Here is a 16,644-nt window from a genome sequence, read left to right on the forward strand (position 1 = left end):
AGGTGTTCGTGACCGAGGACGGTGCCGAGACCGATCTCGACCTCGGGCACTACGAGCGGTTCGTGTCTACCCGGATGCGGCGGGTGAACAACTTCACTACCGGCCAGATCTACGAGTCGGTGATCAAGAAGGAACGGCGCGGCGAGTACCTCGGCAAGACCGTTCAGGTGATTCCGCACATCACCAACGAGATCCAGGACTTCATCGAACGCGGCGCCCGTGCGGCCTGGAGCGGCGAAGCCGATGTCGCGATCATCGAGATCGGCGGCACGGTCGGCGACATCGAATCGCTGCCCTTCGTCGAAGCCGCAAGACAGATGAGCCTGCGGCTCGGCCGCGGATCCTGCTGTTTCGTGCACCTCACGCTGGTTCCTTTCATCCCGTCGGCGGGTGAACTGAAGACCAAGCCGACGCAGCACAGCGTCCAGAAGCTGCGCGAGATCGGCATCTCTCCGGACGTGCTGCTGTGCCGGGCCGACCGCCCGATCCCGGAGGACGAGCGAGCGAAGATCTCGTTGTTCTCGAATGTGCAGCTTGACTCGGTGATATCGGTCTGGGATGCCGACTCGATCTACAAGATCCCTTCGATGCTGCACAAGCAGGGGCTCGACCAGATCGTCTGCGACGTGCTCGGGCTGAAGGCAGGGGCTGCTGACCTTGCCGACTGGGACGCCCTCGTGCACGGTCTCGAGCATCCCGAGCGGACGGTCCGCATCGGCATGGTCGGCAAGTACGTCGACCTGTCCGACTCCTACAAGTCCCTGAACGAAGCGCTCAACCACGCCGGCATCAAGACCCGTACGCGCGTGGTGATCGAGTACGTCGACTCCGAGCAGATCGAAAGCGGCGCCGCGTCTTCGCTCGATCATCTCGATGCGATCCTCGTCCCGGGCGGCTTCGGCAAGCGTGGCACTGAAGGCAAGATCCAGGCGATCCGCTTCGCACGCGAACGCGGGGTGCCCTACCTCGGCATCTGCCTGGGCATGCAACTGGCCACGATCGAGTTCGCACGAAATGTCTGCGGGCTGACCGGAGCAAACTCCACCGAGTTCGATCCCGACACGGCTCACCCGGTGGTCGCGCTTATCACCGAGTGGAAGGACCGTACCGGGCAGATCGAAAAGCGCACCGAGAAGTCCGATCTCGGCGGCACGATGCGCCTGGGTGCGCAGCGCTGCCCGGTGCTGGCGGGCACGCTCGCCGCGCGCATCTACGGCGCGGAGGTGAACGAACGGCATCGGCACCGATACGAGGTGAACAATGCATATGTGCCCCAGCTGGAAGCGGCCGGGTACAAGGTGTCCGCGCGCACCCCGAGCGAGTCGTTGCCCGAGATGATGGAACTTCCTGCGCATCCGTTCTTCGTGGGTGTGCAGTTCCACCCCGAGTTCAATTCCACGCCGCGAGCCGGGCATCCGCTCTTTACCGCATTCGTCAGGGCGGCGATCGTGCGCGCCGAGCAGGTGCAGGCGGCAGCCTGCGGCGTCGCGGCACCGGCGGCAGCCTGATGAAACTCTGCGGCTTCGAGGCTGGCCTCGACCGACCGCTGTTCCTGATCGCCGGCCCGTGCGTGGTCGAGTCGCGCGATCTGGTCGAGGAGATTGCCGGTCGCCTGAAGGAGATCGTCGCGCCGCTCGGCATTCCGCTGATCTTCAAGGCGTCCTACGACAAGGCCAACCGCAGTTCGGGGAAGTCCTTCCGCGGGCCCGGCATGCAGAAGGGCCTCGAGATCCTGTCTGGTGTGCGCAGTACCTTCGGCCTGCCGGTACTGACCGATGTCCACGAGGCGGCGGACGTGGCCGAGGTGGCGGCAGCAGTCGACGTGTTGCAGACGCCCGCTTTCCTCTGCCGACAGACGGATTTCATCCAGGCAGTTGCCAGCGCCGGCCGGGTGGTCAATATCAAGAAGGGCCAGTTCCTGTCGCCCCAGGAAATGGGTAACGTGGTCGACAAGGCGCGCGCGGCGAGCGGTGTCGACAACATCATGGTTTGCGAGCGCGGTTTTTCCTTCGGTTACCAGAACCTGGTGTCCGACATGCGATCGCTCGCGATCATGCGCGACACCGGTTGCCCGGTCGTGTTCGATGCAACGCATTCGGTGCAGTTGCCGGGCGGGCAGGGCACCTCCAGCGGCGGGCAGCGTGAATTCGTGCCGGTGCTGGCGCGTGCGGCGGTGGCGGCCGGCATCTCCGGCATTTTCATGGAGACGCATCCACGTCCTGAACAGGCGCTGTCCGACGGTCCTAATGCCTGGCCCCTCGGATTGATGCCGGAACTGCTCGAGACGCTGGCCGCGCTCGATGCGCAGGTCAAGTCGAGGCCGCTCGCGGAACGCCGGATCACGCGTTGAACCGCGATCCGGACGGCCTCCCGGAACCCAGAAACACAGCCTTGAGAGAACAGCGATGAGTGCAATCGTAGAGGTGGTCGCGCGCGAGATCCTCGATTCCCGTGGTAACCCGACAGTCGAGGCCGATGTACTCCTCGAATCGGGCGTGATGGGCCGCGCGGCCGTGCCATCAGGTGCCTCGACGGGAGCCAAGGAAGCCCTCGAGATGCGCGACGGCGACCAGGCGCGCTATGGCGGCAAGGGCGTACTCAAGGCAGTCGAGCACGTGAACACCGAGATCTGCGAGGCGATCATCGGGCTGGACGCGGTCGAGCAGGGGTTCATCGACCGTGCGCTGATCGAGCTCGACGGCACTGACAACAAGGGCCGCCTCGGCGCCAACGCGCTGCTTGCCGTGTCGATGGCCGTGGCGCGCGCCGCAGCCGAGGAATCCGGCCTGCCGCTGTATCGGTACCTCGGGGGTGCTGGGCCGATGCGGTTGCCGGTGCCGATGATGAACGTGATCAACGGCGGGGCGCACGCGAACAACAATCTCGACATGCAGGAGTTCATGATCGTGCCGTTGGGCGCGCCGAGCTTCTCCGAGGCGCTGCGCTACGGCGCGGAGGTGTTCCAGACGTTGAAGAAGCTGATCGACGGCCGTGGGCTTTCGACCGGGGTTGGCGACGAGGGTGGCTTCGCGCCCGACCTGCCCAACAACGAGTCGGCAATCGAGCTGGTGCTGGAGGCGATCGAGAAGGCCGGGTACCGGCCCGGCGAGGACATCGCCCTCGCGCTCGATTGTGCGAGTTCCGAGTTCCACGAGGACGGCAAGTACCGGCTGGCATCCGAACGGGCGATACTCGGCGCTGGCGAGTTTGCCGATTACCTCGGCCGCTGGGTTGCCAAGTATCCGATCATCAGCATCGAGGACGGGATGGACGAGGCCGACTGGAGCGGCTGGAAGCTGTTGACCGACCGGCTGGGCGACAAGGTGCAACTGGTCGGCGACGACCTGTTCGTCACCAACAGCCGCATCCTCCAACAGGGTATCGACGCAGGTGTGGCCAACGCGATCCTGATCAAGGTCAACCAGATCGGCACCCTGAGCGAAACGCTCGAGGCCGTCGACCTTGCGCGCCGTTCGGCCTACGCGTCGGTGATCTCGCACCGCTCGGGCGAGACGGAGGACACCACGATCGCCGATATCTCGGTGGCCACCAACGTGCTTCAGATAAAGACCGGATCGCTGTCCCGGTCGGACCGCATCGCCAAGTACAACCAGCTGCTGCGCATCCAGGAAGACCTGGGTGATGCCGCCGCATATGGTGGCCGATCCGCGTTCCGTCAGCTGCGGTGATGCTCGCCTGCCGTCCCCGGCCGCACGGGGCGGCGTTTTCCCGCATCGGGGACCATCGATGAGACTGCTCAGTCTGGGGCTCGCCGTGCTGATTGCCTTGCTGCAGGTGCCGCTCTGGATCGGCAAGGGCAGCTGGCTGCGAGTCTGGGAGGTCGATCGCCGGCTCGTTGCCCAGCGTGAGGTGAACGGGCGCCTGCTGCACCGTAACGAGACGCTCGACGCGGAAGTCCGTGACCTGAAGACCGGGTACGAGGCGATCGAGGAGCGGGCACGCGCCGAACTGGGCATGATCCGGCAGGATGAATTGTTCATCCAGGTTCTGGGTAGTGAGCCAGCACCCGCGCCGCGTCCCGCGAGCCCTGGCAAGGGAGTTCTGACCCCGCCTACAGGGGGGCGCTGACGGTCGGATGATGTCGATCTGAAGGGCGGCGGGCCGGCGTTCGGCCGCAGGCGGGCCTTTCGGAAAGGCTGTCGCCGGACCGCTCAAGTTGTGCATCGCGCTGCCGCTAACAGGTCCACTTGATCTGGAGGCACGATGCATTCTTCGTCCGTTTCCCGGCCATTGTCCGGCTACCTGACGGCGACCCTGGTGTGCGCCGCAGCGGCCTGCGTGGCTCAGGCCGTCTGGCTGGTGGCGATGTCACTGCCCTGGCAGGCCTTGCCCGGCCTGCTGGCCCTGCTCGCCGTGTCGACCTCCATGCTGCTGCTTCGCACGCACGGCCCCGCGCCGGCCGATCGCGCCGTGGCTGGGGTCGAGGCCTACGGTAGCGGCCTCGCTGCCACCCCCCTCGGACGGGCGTTCTCTGTCCACCGCGACGCAATCGCCCACGGCGTTCAGGCCGTCGGTGACGACATCGGCCGGACCAGCGGGCTGCTGCAGGAAGCCGTCACCAGCCTCGCCGACAGCTTCAGCCAGATGCACGAACTGACGCAGGAACAACAGCGCATCACGCTGGCGATCACCGCCGGCAGTCCGAACGGCAATGCGACCGGCGAGCGCATCACCTTCGAACGGTTCGTCGAACACTCTTCTTCTGCGATGCAGGCGCTGGTTCAGAACATCCTGAACAACAGCCAGGTCGGCATGAAGCTGGTGGGGCAGATGGAAACCGTCGACACTCAGATCAAGAGCGCCCTTTCGATCCTCGCCGAGGTGGAGGGCATCTCCAAGCAGACCAACCTGCTGGCCCTCAATGCGGCGATCGAAGCGGCACGTGCCGGCGAGGCCGGGCGTGGCTTTGCGGTTGTCGCGGACGAGGTACGCAAGCTCTCCGGGCGCACCCACCATTTCAGCGACCAGATCCGCCAGGAGATCGGACAGGTCTGCGAATCGCTGAACGAAGCCGAGAAGGCGATCCATTCGATGGCTTCTCAGGACATGACGTTCGCGCTGCATGCAAAGCGCGAGGCCGACGACATGACGACGCAGGTGGCACAGATCAACGAGGAACTGGCGCGCGCCATGGCGCGTACCTCCGAACTGGCTGGCGACATGGAATCGCGCGTCGGCAAGGCGGTCACGGCACTGCAGTTCCAGGACATTACCACGCAGCTGCTGGCGAACTGCCAGGGGCGGGTGGAGGTGGTCGAGCATCTGTTCGAGGCGATCGGGCGCGAGTTTTCGGCTGTGCCGGGCAGGCCGCCAGTGGAGGAAGTGGTGGCAGAGTTGGTCGCGCGGACCGATGCCATGGAGGCACGCAATCCGGTCGCCCAGAAACAGATGGCCGGCGGCGATATTGACCTTTTCTGAGCAAGACTGAATACGGGCTGAGACAACATGGCGAAGATGATCCTTGCAGTGGATGATTCCGCATCGATACGGCAGATGGTTGTGTTTACCCTGAAGAGCGCCGGGTATGACGTGATAGAGGCGGTCGACGGGCAGGACGGTCTGGAGAAGGCCAAGACGAAGGCGGTCAGCCTGGTGCTGACCGACCAGAACATGCCGAGGATGGATGGCATTTCGCTCGTCAAGGAGCTGCGCGCGCTTCCCCAGCACAAGAGCACGCCGATCCTGATGCTTACCACCGAGTCCAGCGACCAGATGAAGGCCCAGGGCAAGGCGGCGGGCGCAACCGGCTGGCTCGTCAAGCCGTTCGACCCGGCGAAGCTGCTGGAGGTCGTCAAGAAGGTCATCGGCTGAAGCGCGCAGGCGCTCCGGACGTACAGACCTCAACCCGACGACAGGAAAACCCGATGTCGATAGACATTAGCCAGTTCTTCCAGGTGTTCTTCGAAGAATGCGCGGAACACCTCGCAAGCATGGAGAACCTGCTTCTCGAACTCGATCCGTCCGACCCGGATCCCGAGCAGCTCAATGCAATCTTCCGTGCAGCCCACTCGATCAAGGGCGGAGCGGGGACGTTTGGTTTCACCGATATCGCGAACACCACGCACTCCCTGGAAACCCTGCTCGATCGCCTGCGCAAGGAGGAGATCGCCTTGCGCCCGGAGATGATCGATGCCTTTCTCCATGCCAAGGATGTGATCGCGGCTCAACTCGCCGAGCGTCGGGGGGAGTCGACCAGCGAGCTCGATGCCGATGCGGCCGAGGGCGTGATGAAGTGGCTCGACGTGCTGGCAGGGGCCGATGGCCATGCACCCGGCGATGCCGGGACCGGACAGGCGTCCCCACCGTCCGCGCCCGCAGCGCCGGATGCGTCTCGCATACCGCTTGCCCGCTTCGACATCGCCGTGCATTCCGACGCGGTCGACGAGGCCGTCATCGAAGGGCTGATCGGGGAACTGCGTTCGCTGGGCTCGCTGGAAGTCACCGCCGAGCCGGATGATCGCCACTCGCCTAGCCCTCGGCCGGCGCCCCGTACCTGGCGCATGGTTCTCACCGCCGCCGTGGCAGAAGCGGCCGTGCGCGAACTGTTCGAGTTCGTCGTCCCGCCCGAGGATGTCGAGGTCTCGGTCGTGCTGCCTGGCGAAGTACTGCCTGCGTCCGATCTGCCCCAGGTGCCTGCCGCCGCCGAGGCAGCCTATGGTTTCTTCGACGACGATGAGGCGGGTCCGGGCATCGCGGGCGGCATGACTGCGGCCAGTGGCGACGCAGATCCGGACGAGGGATTCGGCTTCTTCGACGATGCGCCCGGTGTGCCGGCCGCGTCAGCTGCAGGTGAAGCTGAAACGCAGGGTTTCGGTTTCTTCGACGAAGCGCCAGGCGCGCCTGCGGCGGCTGCGCCCCATGGCGCCTCGACAGCGCCGACCACAGGCCCTGCGTCGGTCGGCCGGAGGGTGTCGGACCGGGCAGCGGACGCGCCGGTGCGCGCAGGCCGGCGGGCGACCGACAAGCAGGTGACGACTGCAGCCGACAGTGCCTCGATCCGGGTCGGCGTCGAGAAGGTCGACATGTTGATGAACCTGGTGAGCGAACTGGTGATCACTCAGTCGATGCTGATGCAGTCGGCCAGTGCGCTCGATCAGGCCGCCAACGAGCGCCTGCTCGCCGGGCTGGGCCTGCTCGGGCGCAACACCCGCGACCTGCAGGAAGCGGTGATGTCGATCCGCATGTTGCCGATTTCGTTCGTGTTCAGCCGCTTCCCGCGCGTGGTACGCGACCTCGCCAGCAAGCTCGGCAAGCAGGTCGATTTGCGTACCTGCGGCGAGAGTGCGGAACTGGACAAGGGCCTGATCGAGAAGATCGCCGACCCGCTGACCCATCTCGTGCGCAACAGCCTGGACCATGGCATCGAGGCACCGGAGGTTCGCGTGGCCGCAGGCAAGCCGGCGACCGGAACCATCACCCTGAACGCGATGCATCAGGGCGGCAGCATCGTGATCGAGGTGAGCGACGACGGCGGTGGCCTCAACCGCGAGCGGATCCTGCAGAAGGCGCGCGAACGCGGCTTGCCGGCAAATGACGGTATGACCGACGGGGAGGTGTGGCAGCTCATCTTCGAGCCGGGTTTTTCGACCGCCGATGTGATCACCGACGTATCCGGCCGTGGCGTCGGGATGGACGTGGTGAAGCGGAACATCGCCGAGATGAACGGCAGCGTATCGATCGAATCGAAGGCCGGCCAGGGTACGCGAATCGCGATCCGGCTGCCGCTGACGATGGCGATTCTCGACGGGTTGTCGGTCAAGGTGGGCGGCAGCACGCTGATCCTGCCGCTGAACTCGATCGTGGAATCGATCCGGCCAGGCAAGGAGGCTATCCGTACCGTTGGCGGTCGGGCACGGACCATCGCGGTGCGCGGCGAGTACCTGAACGTGATCGAACTGCGTCGCTTGTTCTGCGCAGCCGATGCGCCAGCAGCCGAGATGCCGGTGATGGTGATCGTCGACGCGGCGGGCCAGAAGGCGGCGCTTTGCGTGGACGAGTTGCTGGGACAGCACCAGGTCGTGATCAAGAGCCTGGAGACGAACTACCGGAAGGTCAACGGGGTGTCGGGCGCAACCATCATGGGTGACGGAAGGGTGGCCCTGATCGTGGATGTACCCGCTGTGATGCGGACCGGAAACGGCCTCGCGCACGCAGCCTGAAGGTGCGCCGGAACCGGATGCAGTGCCAGCGGCAGTTCCGGCGCTGAACATGATCGTACGAAACGGAGAAGTGCAGATGAAGATGCAATCGGTGAAGGTGGGTACCCGGCTTGCAGCGGGTTTCGGTCTCGTGCTGGTGCTGTGCGTCGTACTCGCCTGGGTGGGTTACGCGAGCATGGCGAAACAGGCGGTCCAACTCGATGCTATCGGCGGCAACATCCTGCCGAGCATCACGATGCTCGGCGAAATTCAGGGCAAGCAGGACCAGTATCGGCGCTGGGGTCTGCGGGCCACATACAGCTCCACTGACGAAGGACGAAATCAGGGGATGCAGGAGATGGCCAGCGCGCGTGAAGCGCTGTTGAAACTGGCCGCTACCTACCGGAAGGATGGCTTCCTGCTGGTCGGTACCGCGGAGGAGCCCCTGTTCAAGGCATACGAAGAGGCGTTGCAGGGCTACTTGAGGATGGAGGAGCAGAAGCTGCTGCCGCAACTGGCCAGTGGCTCGAAGGGCCGGATGGAGGCGGAAGCCGTCATGACTACGGATTCCTTCACGATGTTCGGCCTCGTGTCGAAGGCGCTTACGGATGTGATCGTGTACAACACGAAGATCTCCGACGAGGCAGTGGCCTCTGCGCACGCCGCACACGAAGAGGGGGTGCGAACGCTGTCTTATGTACTGATCGCGACTCTGGTGATCGGTCTGCTGGCAGCGTGGTTGATCACACGCTCGGTCACCCACCCGTTGCGCAAGGCGGTTGCCGCCGCAGACGCGATTGCAGCCGGCGACCTGACCACTCGCATCGAAGTCGACGGACGCGACGAAGCGGCTGCGCTGATGCAGTCGATGCGGGCGATGACCGGCGTCATCGAAGCGCTGGTGTCCGCGCAGGCCGAGATGGCAAGGCAGCACGAGGAAGGCTGGATCGACCACAGGATCCAGGCAGACGCGTTCCCGGGGACGTTCCGGCAGGTTGCGGAGTCGGTGAATGACCTCGTGGCCGCCCACATCGCGGTGAAGTACCGGGTCGTGGAGATCATCAGCGCATACTCGAAGGGCGACCTCACGCCGAAGATGGACCGCTTGCCGGGCAAGAAGGCCGAGATCACGGCGGCGGTGGACGCGGTGCAGAGCAGCCTGGTCACCATCGTCGGGCAGATCAAGGAAGCGACCGAGTCGATCAACACCGCGGCGAAGGAGATCGCGCAGGGCAACACCGATCTCTCGCAGCGCACGGAAGAGCAGGCGTCGAGCCTCGAGGAGACCGCTTCCAGCATGGAAGAGCTGACCTCGACGGTGAAGCAGAACAGCGAGAACGCGAAGCAGGCGAACCAGCTGGCGATCGGCGCCTCGGAAGTCGCGGTACGCGGCGGCTCGGTCGTCGGCGAGGTGGTGCGCACGATGGACGAGATCACTACCGCATCGAAGAAGATCTCCGACATCATCGGCGTGATCGACGGCATTGCGTTCCAGACCAACATCCTTGCGCTGAACGCGGCGGTGGAAGCGGCCCGTGCCGGCGAGCAGGGCCGGGGCTTCGCGGTGGTGGCGAGCGAGGTGCGCAACCTTGCACAGCGCTCGGCCGCGGCAGCGCGCGAGATCAAGGCGCTGATCGGCGACTCGGTACAGAAGGTCGAGGGTGGTTCGAAGCTGGTCGGCGAGGCGGGAAAGACCATCCAGGAGGTGGTGCACCAGGTCAAGCGTGTCACCGACATCATGGCGGAGATCTCGGCTGCCTCGATGGAGCAGAGCTCCGGCATCGAGCAGGTGAATACCGCCGTCACGCAGATGGACGAGGTGACTCAGCAGAACGCGGCGCTGGTCGAAGAGGCCGCGGCCGCAGCCGAATCGCTGCAGGAGCAGGCGGAGGTGCTGGCCGATACGGTGTCCGTGTTCCGGCTGTCCGAGGATGCAGCGCCGGTGGCCTACAGCGGCGCCGAGCGTCGCGGTCCGAATCGCGCCAAGAACGTTTCGCGCCTGAAGCCGTCGGCATCGTCGCCCGTGCCTGTATCGGCGCCGGCGGCAGAGGTCGCCCGGCCTGTGGAAGCAGCGCCCCTGGCGCGACCCGCCAGGGCCGTGAACGCCGATGAATCGTGGGAAGAGTTCTGAACAACCGCAGCCTGGAGAAACGCATATGAGCAACATCAATCGAGCACCCTCGGCAATCGGAGGAACCGCTGCCACTGCTGCGGTCCCCTCGGGCACCAGCGAATTCCTGACGTTCAAGCTCGGTGCTGAAGAGTATGGGGTCGAGATCCTGAAGGTGCAGGAGATCCGCGGCTACGATGCGGTCACCGCGATCGCAAACACGCCGGATTTCATCAAGGGCGTCATCAACCTGCGAGGCGTGATCGTCCCGATCGTCGACCTGCGCATCAAGTTCAGCCTGGGCAGCGTTACCTACGACCCCTTCACCGTGGTGATCATCCTGAACATCGCAGGCCGTGTGATGGGCATCGTGGTCGACGGGGTGTCGGACGTACAGGAACTGGACGGCTCGCAGATCCGTCCGGCACCGGAGTTCGGTGCCGGCCTGGATACCGAGTACATCATCGGCCTGGGCACGGCGGGCGAGCGCATGTTGATCCTGGTGGACATCGAGCGACTGATGACCAGCCGCGACATGGCCCTGATCGACGAGACAGCCTCGGTCCACTGAGCGGTACGAAGAGCGAAGACAGAACCATGCCGATTGCGCCAGTACGCTCCAACGAGCCGGATGTCGATGCACATCCGGTTCGCAAGGAGTTCTCCTTCACCCGGGATGATTTCGAGCGTATCCGCCGGCTGATCTACGACCACGCCGGCATACAGCTCAACCCGGGCAAGATGGAGATGGTGTACAGCCGGCTGGCTCGCCGTCTGCGATCGAACAATCTGTCCAGTTTTCGCGATTACCTGCGCCTGCTCGAGGGGCCGCGCGGCCCCGAGTGGGAAGCTTTCACCAATGCGCTGACCACGAACCTCACCGCGTTCTTCCGGGAAGCCCATCACTTCGTCGAACTCGAGGGGCTGATCCGGCGGGCGAGTGCGACGCGCGAGGTGTCGCTCTGGTGTTCCGCCTGCTCGACCGGCGAGGAAGCATACTCGATGGCGATCAGTGCGATCGAGGCCTGCGGAACGATGGCGCCACGTGTGAAGATCATCGCGAGCGATGTCGATACCGCCGTCCTCGCGAAGGCACAGGCAGGTGTCTACACGATGGATCGGGTCGATCGGATGGCTCCCGAGCGCCTCCGGCGCTTCTTCCTGCGCGGTTCCGGCGCGAACGAAGGGATGGTGCGGGTGCGCCCCGAACTGGCGGCGCTCGTCCGTTTCGAGCAGGTCAACCTGCTAGAGGCGAGCTATCCGGTCACTGGTCCGTTCGACGCGATCTTCTGTCGCAACGTGATGATCTATTTCGACAAGCCCACGCAGCACGGCATCCTGCAGCGGTTCGCGCCGCTGCTCAGGCCGGATGGCCTGTTGTTCGCCGGTCACTCGGAGAACTTCTACCATGCGGCAGACCTGTTCCGGCTGCGGGCCAAGACGGTCTACGAACTGGCGCACGCCCGCGCGGAGACTGCATGAGCCATGAGCGCCCCGAGACCATCGAAGGGTTTGCGAAGACGCTGTACTTCGACCATACCTTCGAGGCCCCCGCCGCGAAGCTGCTGCCAGGCGAGTTCTATGTCACGGGCAGCGACATGGTGCTGGTGACCGTGCTCGGGTCCTGCGTGGCCGCGTGCATCCGCGATCCCCAGACCGGCGTCGGGGGCATGAACCATTTCATGCTGCCCGAAGGCGGAAACGCCGATGAGGTCGCCAATGCCTCCGCCCGCTACGGCACATATGCGATGGAGGTGCTGATCAACACCATCCTCAAGCAGGGTGCACGCCGCGCCAGCCTGGAGGCCAAGGTCTTCGGCGGCGGCAATGTACTCGAAGGGCTGACGGTGGCCAACGTCGGGCCGCGCAATGCGGCCTTCGTGCGCGCATTCCTGAACACGGAGGGTATCCCGGTCAGGGCCCAGGACCTCGAGGACATCTATCCGAGGAAAGTGTACTTCTTTCCCCGCACCGGGCGGGCCATGGTGCGCAAGCTGAAGAGCGCCAACGACAAAGGCCTGATCGCGCGTGAGCGCGAGTACAGCCGGCGCCTGGTCACCAGGCCGGCCAGCGGGGCGGTGGAGCTTTTCTGATGAATTCCGCGACGCCTCCGTCCCAGCCCGGGGTACGCGCCCGCATCCGCGTGGTCGTCGTCGACGACTCCGCACTGATCAGGCGCGTGCTGACCGAGATCATCAATTCGCAGCCAGACATGGAAGTGGTGGCCCAGGCGCCGGATCCGCTCGTCGCACGGGAACAGATCCGGGCGCTCAACCCGGACGTGATCACGCTCGATGTCGAAATGCCCAGGATGGACGGCCTCGCCTTCCTGGAAAAGCTGATGCGGTTGAAGCCGACGCCGGTGGTGATGGTGTCGACGCTGACCGAACGGGGGTCGGAGACGACGCTGCGCGCGCTCGAACTGGGCGCGGTCGATTTTGTCGCGAAGCCCCGGATCGATATCGTGCATGGCATGCAGGAATATGCTGGCGAGATCGCCGACAAGATCCGCGCGGCTTCGGTGGCGCGGGTGCGAAAGCTCGTGGCGCCTGCGTCCGAGCCCGCGGACGGTGCATTGGAGGCGCTGCCGTCCCGGCCGGTGTCCGGATGGTCGACAGAGAAACTGATCATCGTCGGTGCGTCGACCGGCGGTACCGAGGCCCTCCGCGAGTTGCTTGAACCTCTCCCGCCGGATATCCCCGGCATCCTGATCGCACAGCATATGCCGGAAGCGTTTACCCGCTCGTTCGCGCGCAGGCTCGACGGACTGTGCCGGATCACCGTCAAGGAAGCCGAGGACGGAGAGCGGGTGCTGCCCGGGCATGCGTACATCGCGCCCGGGCATTCGCATCTCCTGCTACGTCGAAGCGGCGCGAACTACGTGACGGCGCTGTCGCAGTCGGAGCCGGTCAATCGCCATCGCCCTTCGGTCGATGTCCTGTTCCGCTCCGCCGCGACACATGTCGGCCGCAGCGCGATCGGGGTGATACTCACCGGGATGGGGCGCGATGGCGCGGCCGGGATGCGCGAGATGCGCGATGCCGGTGCGTGGAACATCGCGCAGGACGAGGAAAGCTGCGTCGTGTTCGGCATGCCGAAGGAAGCCATAAACAGCGGCGGGGTCGATGAGGTCCTGCCGCTGAAGTCGATCGCCCGCGCCGTCATCGGTCAGATCACCGCAAGAGGTGGTCGTCAGAACAGGGTCTGATCCCCCGGCTGCTCTACAGCCGTTTTCTCTACCGTCCATGCCACCCGGCATCCACTTTCCAAGGAGCTTTCATGCAGACTCGAGTCAGCGTCATCAACGAACGTGTACGGATATCGCTGTCAGGCCGTTTCGACTTCAATGCCCATCGCATCTTCAAGTCGGCCTATGAAGGTCAGATCGGCTCGAGCGAGATCTCGGCGATCGAGATCGACCTCGGCAACGTCGACTACCTGGACAGCGCAGCGCTGGGCATGCTCCTGCTGCTTCGCGACCAGGCGAGCGGCACCCACAAGACGGTGATCCTGAGCAACTGCCACGGCGTGGTACAGCAGATTCTCGACATCGCGAACTTCAAGAAGCTGTTCACGATCCAGTAGTCGGCACGGGCTGCGGCCGTGACTACGATGCCGCCCGCCTGTCCTTACCAGGGTTGACCCAGGATGGACCTGACCTCTCCGCCGCTGCCTGCCGGTCACGCAGCGCCTGAAAAGGCTGCCCGGGCCGGCGTGATCCTCATCGACAGCGATCCGGTCGTGCGACGCGACTTGCAGGCGATGCTCGAGGCGAACGGAGCGCGGCTGCTGGCCGTATCGTCCGCCGCCGAGGCAGTGGAACTGGCCGATCGCGGCGAGGCCGCCGTCGTGCTGTGCGCGATGTCGGCCGGAGATGGTCCGCTGCGCGCGCTTGCGGAACGTCGGATGGACAGCCGACCAGCGTGTCCGTGGACGCTCGTCGCGCTGGTGCCGGCGTCCGCCGGCGAAGCGGACATCGAACGCCTTCACAGGCTCGCGGACGACTTCCTGCAGTTGCCGCTCAGCGCGGGATGGCTCGGTGCCCGGCTGCGGATGTACCTGCGCATGGGCGCGTATGTCGAGCGCACCCAGGCGCAGCGCACCATGCTCATGCGGCACCAGGACGAGGCCGAGGAGGAGCAGCGCATCGCGAGCTACCTGATCTCGCGGCTGGAAGGCCTCGATCCGCTGGCCGAGCGCCTGATGCATGCCTGGGTATCGCCCGCGCACCACCTGAGCGGCGACGTCGTTGCCGTCGCGCGCTCGCCGGATGACCGGATCAACGTGCTGCTGGCCGACGGAACCGGCCACGGCCTGGCTGCGGCGATCTCCGTGCTGCCGGTCAGCGAGGTGTTCCACCGCATGACCGACCGCGGTTTCGACATTGCGAGCATCGTCACCGAGATGAACCGGAAGCTGCGCAGCTGCATGCCTGCCGACCGCTTCGTCGCCTGCGCGGCTGCCTCGATCGACATGCGCGATCGGGTTGTCGAATTGTGGAACGGAGGGTGTCCGCCCGTCATGCTGCTGGGCAGCGACGGTTGCATGGAGCATATCTGGCGCTCGCGCCACATGGCGCTCGGCATCCTCGACGACAAGGACTTCGACAGCACGATCGAGCGGTTTTCGTATCGGGAGCAGTCCCAGTTGATGGTCGTATCCGATGGCCTTTCGGAGGCCCTCGGGCAGGACGGCAAGCACCGCTTCGGCGACCGCGAGCTGCTCGAGGCAGTGCGCGGCGAGGCCCCGTCCCGGCTGTCCCGGGTCATCAGTCGCCTCCAGGCGTTCACCGGCGGACGCGCCCTGGAGGACGATGCGTCCGTGCTGCTGGTCGATTGCCTGCTCGAGCCGCTTGCCGAGCCTGTCGTCGAAGCGCCTGCAGGCGCTGTCGGAATGCCCGCGGCACCAGGCAGCGCGCGCACGTCGCACTGGGCACTGGAGATGCGGCTGGGTCCGACGCAATTGCGCAAGCTTACGCTGGCACCGTTCGCCAGCAGCGTGGTCGAGCAGCTCGGAATTCCCCGCAGCCTGCGCTCGAACGTGTACTGCGTGCTGTCGGAATTGCTCGCCAACGCGCTCGACTACGGCGTGCTCGGCCTGGACCCAGCCGTACTCGACATGCCCGGCGGCCGTGAGCGGTTTCGCGAAGACCGGGCGGCCAGGCTGGCCGGGCTGTCGTCGGGCAGTCTGTGGATCAAGGCCGCCGTCGAGCCGTTCGGCGGTAGCGAGTACCTGCAGATCGAGATCGAGGATTCCGGTGCCGGCTTCGACATTGAAAGCCTGGAAGCCCGGCTGGCCGGACTCGGCGGTGCGGATGCGGTACGGCGCGGCCGCGGCCTGGAACTCGTACGCTCGGTGTGCACCGAACTGCGCTTCGACCAGCGGGGTCGGCGCGTTGTCGCGATCATCGCGCTGTCCGCGCGCCGCTGACGGCGCTGCCGGGGCTGCAGTTGCCGGGACCCGCGTTTTTGCACTAAAGTCCGCGCGGATCGAATGACGGGACAGGCAACGATGGCTGCACAGCGGATTGACGGCAAGGCGCTCGCCGAACAGGTACTCGCGGAGTGCCGTACCAGGGTGGACGCGCTCGCGGCGCGCGGGATCCGTCCGGGGCTGGCGGTGGTGCTGGTCGGCGACAACCCAGCCTCGCGCGCATACGTGCGCAACAAGGTCAGGGCCTGCGGCACGGTCGGCGTCCATTCCGAGGTGGTCGAACTGCCTGCCACGACGTCCCAGGCCGAAGTGCTCGAGGTGGTGCGCCGGTTGAACGACGACGGTTCGATCCACGGCATCCTGGTGCAGCTGCCGCTGCCGTCGGGACTGGACGAGGCTGCGATCCTCGCCGAGGTACTTGCCGCAAAGGACGTCGACGGCTTTCATACGCTGAACCGTGGCGACCTGCTCGGCGGGCACACCCGGTTCCCGCCGTGCACGCCCGCAGGCATGATGCGCATGCTCGATTCGATCGGCGCGAAGCTCAGCGGCAAGGATGCAGTCGTGGTGGGGCGCAGCAATACCGTCGGGAAGCCCATGGGACTGCTCCTGCTGGGGCGGGACGCCACCGTCACGCTCTGCACGTCGAAGACGCTCGACCTCGCCTCGCACACCCGCCGGGCCGACGTGCTGGTGGTCGCAGTCGGCCGTCCGGGCATCGTCACCGGCGACATGGTGAAGCCGGGTGCGATCGTCCTCGACGTCGGCATCAACCGCACCGCCGACGGCAAACTGGTCGGCGACATCGATTTCGGCTCGGTCGAGCAGGTGGCCGGTTACGTGACGCCAGTGCCGGGCGGTGTGGGTCCGATGACGGTGGCGATGCTGGTGGTCAACACGATCGAGGCTGCTGGCGGCTGAGCAGCCTCGCGGCTGGGAACG

The 16,644-nt window shown here is 65.5% G+C and carries 15 protein-coding genes; all 15 read left to right on the forward strand.

What is annotated here, in order from left to right; all coding sequences use genetic code 11:
- Positions 1 to 1,508: CTP synthase (locus tag ING98_13240; GenBank protein MCA3102832.1), on the forward strand; the 1,508-nt coding region annotated here is incomplete at its 5' end.
- Positions 1,508 to 2,350, forward strand: coding sequence for a 3-deoxy-8-phosphooctulonate synthase (kdsA, locus tag ING98_13245; protein ID MCA3102833.1), 843 nt, complete (start codon positions 1,508 to 1,510; stop codon positions 2,348 to 2,350). The genes ING98_13240 and kdsA, both read left to right, overlap by 1 nt.
- A gap of 55 nt (positions 2,351 to 2,405) precedes the next feature.
- Positions 2,406 to 3,689 carry a phosphopyruvate hydratase gene (gene eno, locus ING98_13250; GenBank protein MCA3102834.1) on the forward strand — a complete coding sequence of 428 codons (1,284 nt, stop codon included), beginning with the start codon at positions 2,406 to 2,408 and terminating at the stop codon, positions 3,687 to 3,689.
- Between the two features lie 58 nt (positions 3,690 to 3,747).
- Positions 3,748 to 4,089, forward strand: a complete 342-nt coding sequence (gene ftsB, locus ING98_13255; GenBank protein ID MCA3102835.1) for a cell division protein FtsB — start codon at positions 3,748 to 3,750, stop codon at positions 4,087 to 4,089.
- A gap of 135 nt (positions 4,090 to 4,224) precedes the next feature.
- Positions 4,225 to 5,439 (forward strand): methyl-accepting chemotaxis protein, encoded by a 1,215-nt coding sequence (locus ING98_13260; protein ID MCA3102836.1) that lies wholly within the window; start codon positions 4,225 to 4,227, stop codon positions 5,437 to 5,439.
- Between the two features lie 27 nt (positions 5,440 to 5,466).
- Positions 5,467 to 5,832, forward strand: coding sequence for a response regulator (locus ING98_13265; GenBank protein MCA3102837.1), 366 nt, complete (start codon positions 5,467 to 5,469; stop codon positions 5,830 to 5,832).
- Between the two features lie 53 nt (positions 5,833 to 5,885).
- A complete protein-coding gene (locus ING98_13270) occupies positions 5,886 to 8,180 on the forward strand; it encodes a chemotaxis protein CheW (GenBank protein MCA3102838.1) in 2,295 nt (764 codons plus the stop codon).
- Positions 8,181 to 8,697: 517 nt separating this feature from the next.
- Positions 8,698 to 10,290 (forward strand): HAMP domain-containing protein, encoded by a 1,593-nt coding sequence (locus ING98_13275; GenBank protein ID MCA3102839.1) that lies wholly within the window; start codon positions 8,698 to 8,700, stop codon positions 10,288 to 10,290.
- Between the two features lie 25 nt (positions 10,291 to 10,315).
- Positions 10,316 to 10,840: a chemotaxis protein CheW gene (locus tag ING98_13280; GenBank protein ID MCA3102840.1), complete on the forward strand. Its 525-nt coding sequence runs from the start codon at positions 10,316 to 10,318 to the stop codon at positions 10,838 to 10,840.
- A 26-nt stretch (positions 10,841 to 10,866) separates the two neighbouring features.
- Positions 10,867 to 11,751 (forward strand): chemotaxis protein CheR, encoded by an 885-nt coding sequence (locus ING98_13285; GenBank protein MCA3102841.1) that lies wholly within the window; start codon positions 10,867 to 10,869, stop codon positions 11,749 to 11,751.
- Positions 11,748 to 12,362, forward strand: a complete 615-nt coding sequence (gene cheD, locus ING98_13290) for a chemoreceptor glutamine deamidase CheD (protein MCA3102842.1) — start codon at positions 11,748 to 11,750, stop codon at positions 12,360 to 12,362. The genes ING98_13285 and cheD overlap by 4 nt, the downstream gene beginning before the upstream one ends.
- Positions 12,362 to 13,477 carry a chemotaxis response regulator protein-glutamate methylesterase gene (locus ING98_13295; protein ID MCA3102843.1) on the forward strand — a complete coding sequence of 372 codons (1,116 nt, stop codon included), beginning with the start codon at positions 12,362 to 12,364 and terminating at the stop codon, positions 13,475 to 13,477. The genes cheD and ING98_13295 overlap by 1 nt, the downstream gene beginning before the upstream one ends.
- A gap of 71 nt (positions 13,478 to 13,548) precedes the next feature.
- Positions 13,549 to 13,854 carry an STAS domain-containing protein gene (locus ING98_13300; GenBank protein ID MCA3102844.1) on the forward strand — a complete coding sequence of 102 codons (306 nt, stop codon included), beginning with the start codon at positions 13,549 to 13,551 and terminating at the stop codon, positions 13,852 to 13,854.
- A gap of 63 nt (positions 13,855 to 13,917) precedes the next feature.
- Positions 13,918 to 15,699 (forward strand): SpoIIE family protein phosphatase, encoded by a 1,782-nt coding sequence (locus ING98_13305; protein MCA3102845.1) that lies wholly within the window; start codon positions 13,918 to 13,920, stop codon positions 15,697 to 15,699.
- Between the two features lie 81 nt (positions 15,700 to 15,780).
- Complete coding sequence (gene folD, locus ING98_13310; protein ID MCA3102846.1) at positions 15,781 to 16,623, forward strand: bifunctional methylenetetrahydrofolate dehydrogenase/methenyltetrahydrofolate cyclohydrolase FolD; 843 nt, start codon at positions 15,781 to 15,783, stop codon at positions 16,621 to 16,623.
- Positions 16,624 to 16,644 lie beyond the last annotated feature (21 nt).

It is taken from the genome of Rhodocyclaceae bacterium (assembly GCA_020248265.1).
Classification (GTDB): domain Bacteria; phylum Pseudomonadota; class Gammaproteobacteria; order Burkholderiales; family CAIKXV01; genus CAIKXV01.

What these genes read in the sequence shown, in the direction of transcription:
- kdsA (MCA3102833.1), top strand. Translation starts at nt 1,508, where the DNA reads ATGAAACTCTGCGGCTTCGAGGCTGGCCTCGACCGACCGCTGTTCCTG.
- eno (MCA3102834.1), top strand. Translation starts at nt 2,406, where the DNA reads ATGAGTGCAATCGTAGAGGTGGTCGCGCGCGAGATCCTCGATTCCCGT.
- ftsB (MCA3102835.1), top strand. Translation starts at nt 3,748, where the DNA reads ATGAGACTGCTCAGTCTGGGGCTCGCCGTGCTGATTGCCTTGCTGCAG.
- ING98_13260 (MCA3102836.1), top strand. Translation starts at nt 4,225, where the DNA reads ATGCATTCTTCGTCCGTTTCCCGGCCATTGTCCGGCTACCTGACGGCG.
- ING98_13265 (MCA3102837.1), top strand. Translation starts at nt 5,467, where the DNA reads ATGGCGAAGATGATCCTTGCAGTGGATGATTCCGCATCGATACGGCAG.
- ING98_13270 (MCA3102838.1), top strand. Translation starts at nt 5,886, where the DNA reads ATGTCGATAGACATTAGCCAGTTCTTCCAGGTGTTCTTCGAAGAATGC.
- ING98_13275 (MCA3102839.1), top strand. Translation starts at nt 8,698, where the DNA reads ATGGAGGCGGAAGCCGTCATGACTACGGATTCCTTCACGATGTTCGGC.
- ING98_13280 (MCA3102840.1), top strand. Translation starts at nt 10,316, where the DNA reads ATGAGCAACATCAATCGAGCACCCTCGGCAATCGGAGGAACCGCTGCC.
- ING98_13285 (MCA3102841.1), top strand. Translation starts at nt 10,867, where the DNA reads ATGCCGATTGCGCCAGTACGCTCCAACGAGCCGGATGTCGATGCACAT.
- cheD (MCA3102842.1), top strand. Translation starts at nt 11,748, where the DNA reads ATGAGCCATGAGCGCCCCGAGACCATCGAAGGGTTTGCGAAGACGCTG.
- ING98_13295 (MCA3102843.1), top strand. Translation starts at nt 12,362, where the DNA reads ATGAATTCCGCGACGCCTCCGTCCCAGCCCGGGGTACGCGCCCGCATC.
- ING98_13300 (MCA3102844.1), top strand. Translation starts at nt 13,549, where the DNA reads ATGCAGACTCGAGTCAGCGTCATCAACGAACGTGTACGGATATCGCTG.
- ING98_13305 (MCA3102845.1), top strand. Translation starts at nt 13,918, where the DNA reads ATGGACCTGACCTCTCCGCCGCTGCCTGCCGGTCACGCAGCGCCTGAA.
- folD (MCA3102846.1), top strand. Translation starts at nt 15,781, where the DNA reads ATGGCTGCACAGCGGATTGACGGCAAGGCGCTCGCCGAACAGGTACTC.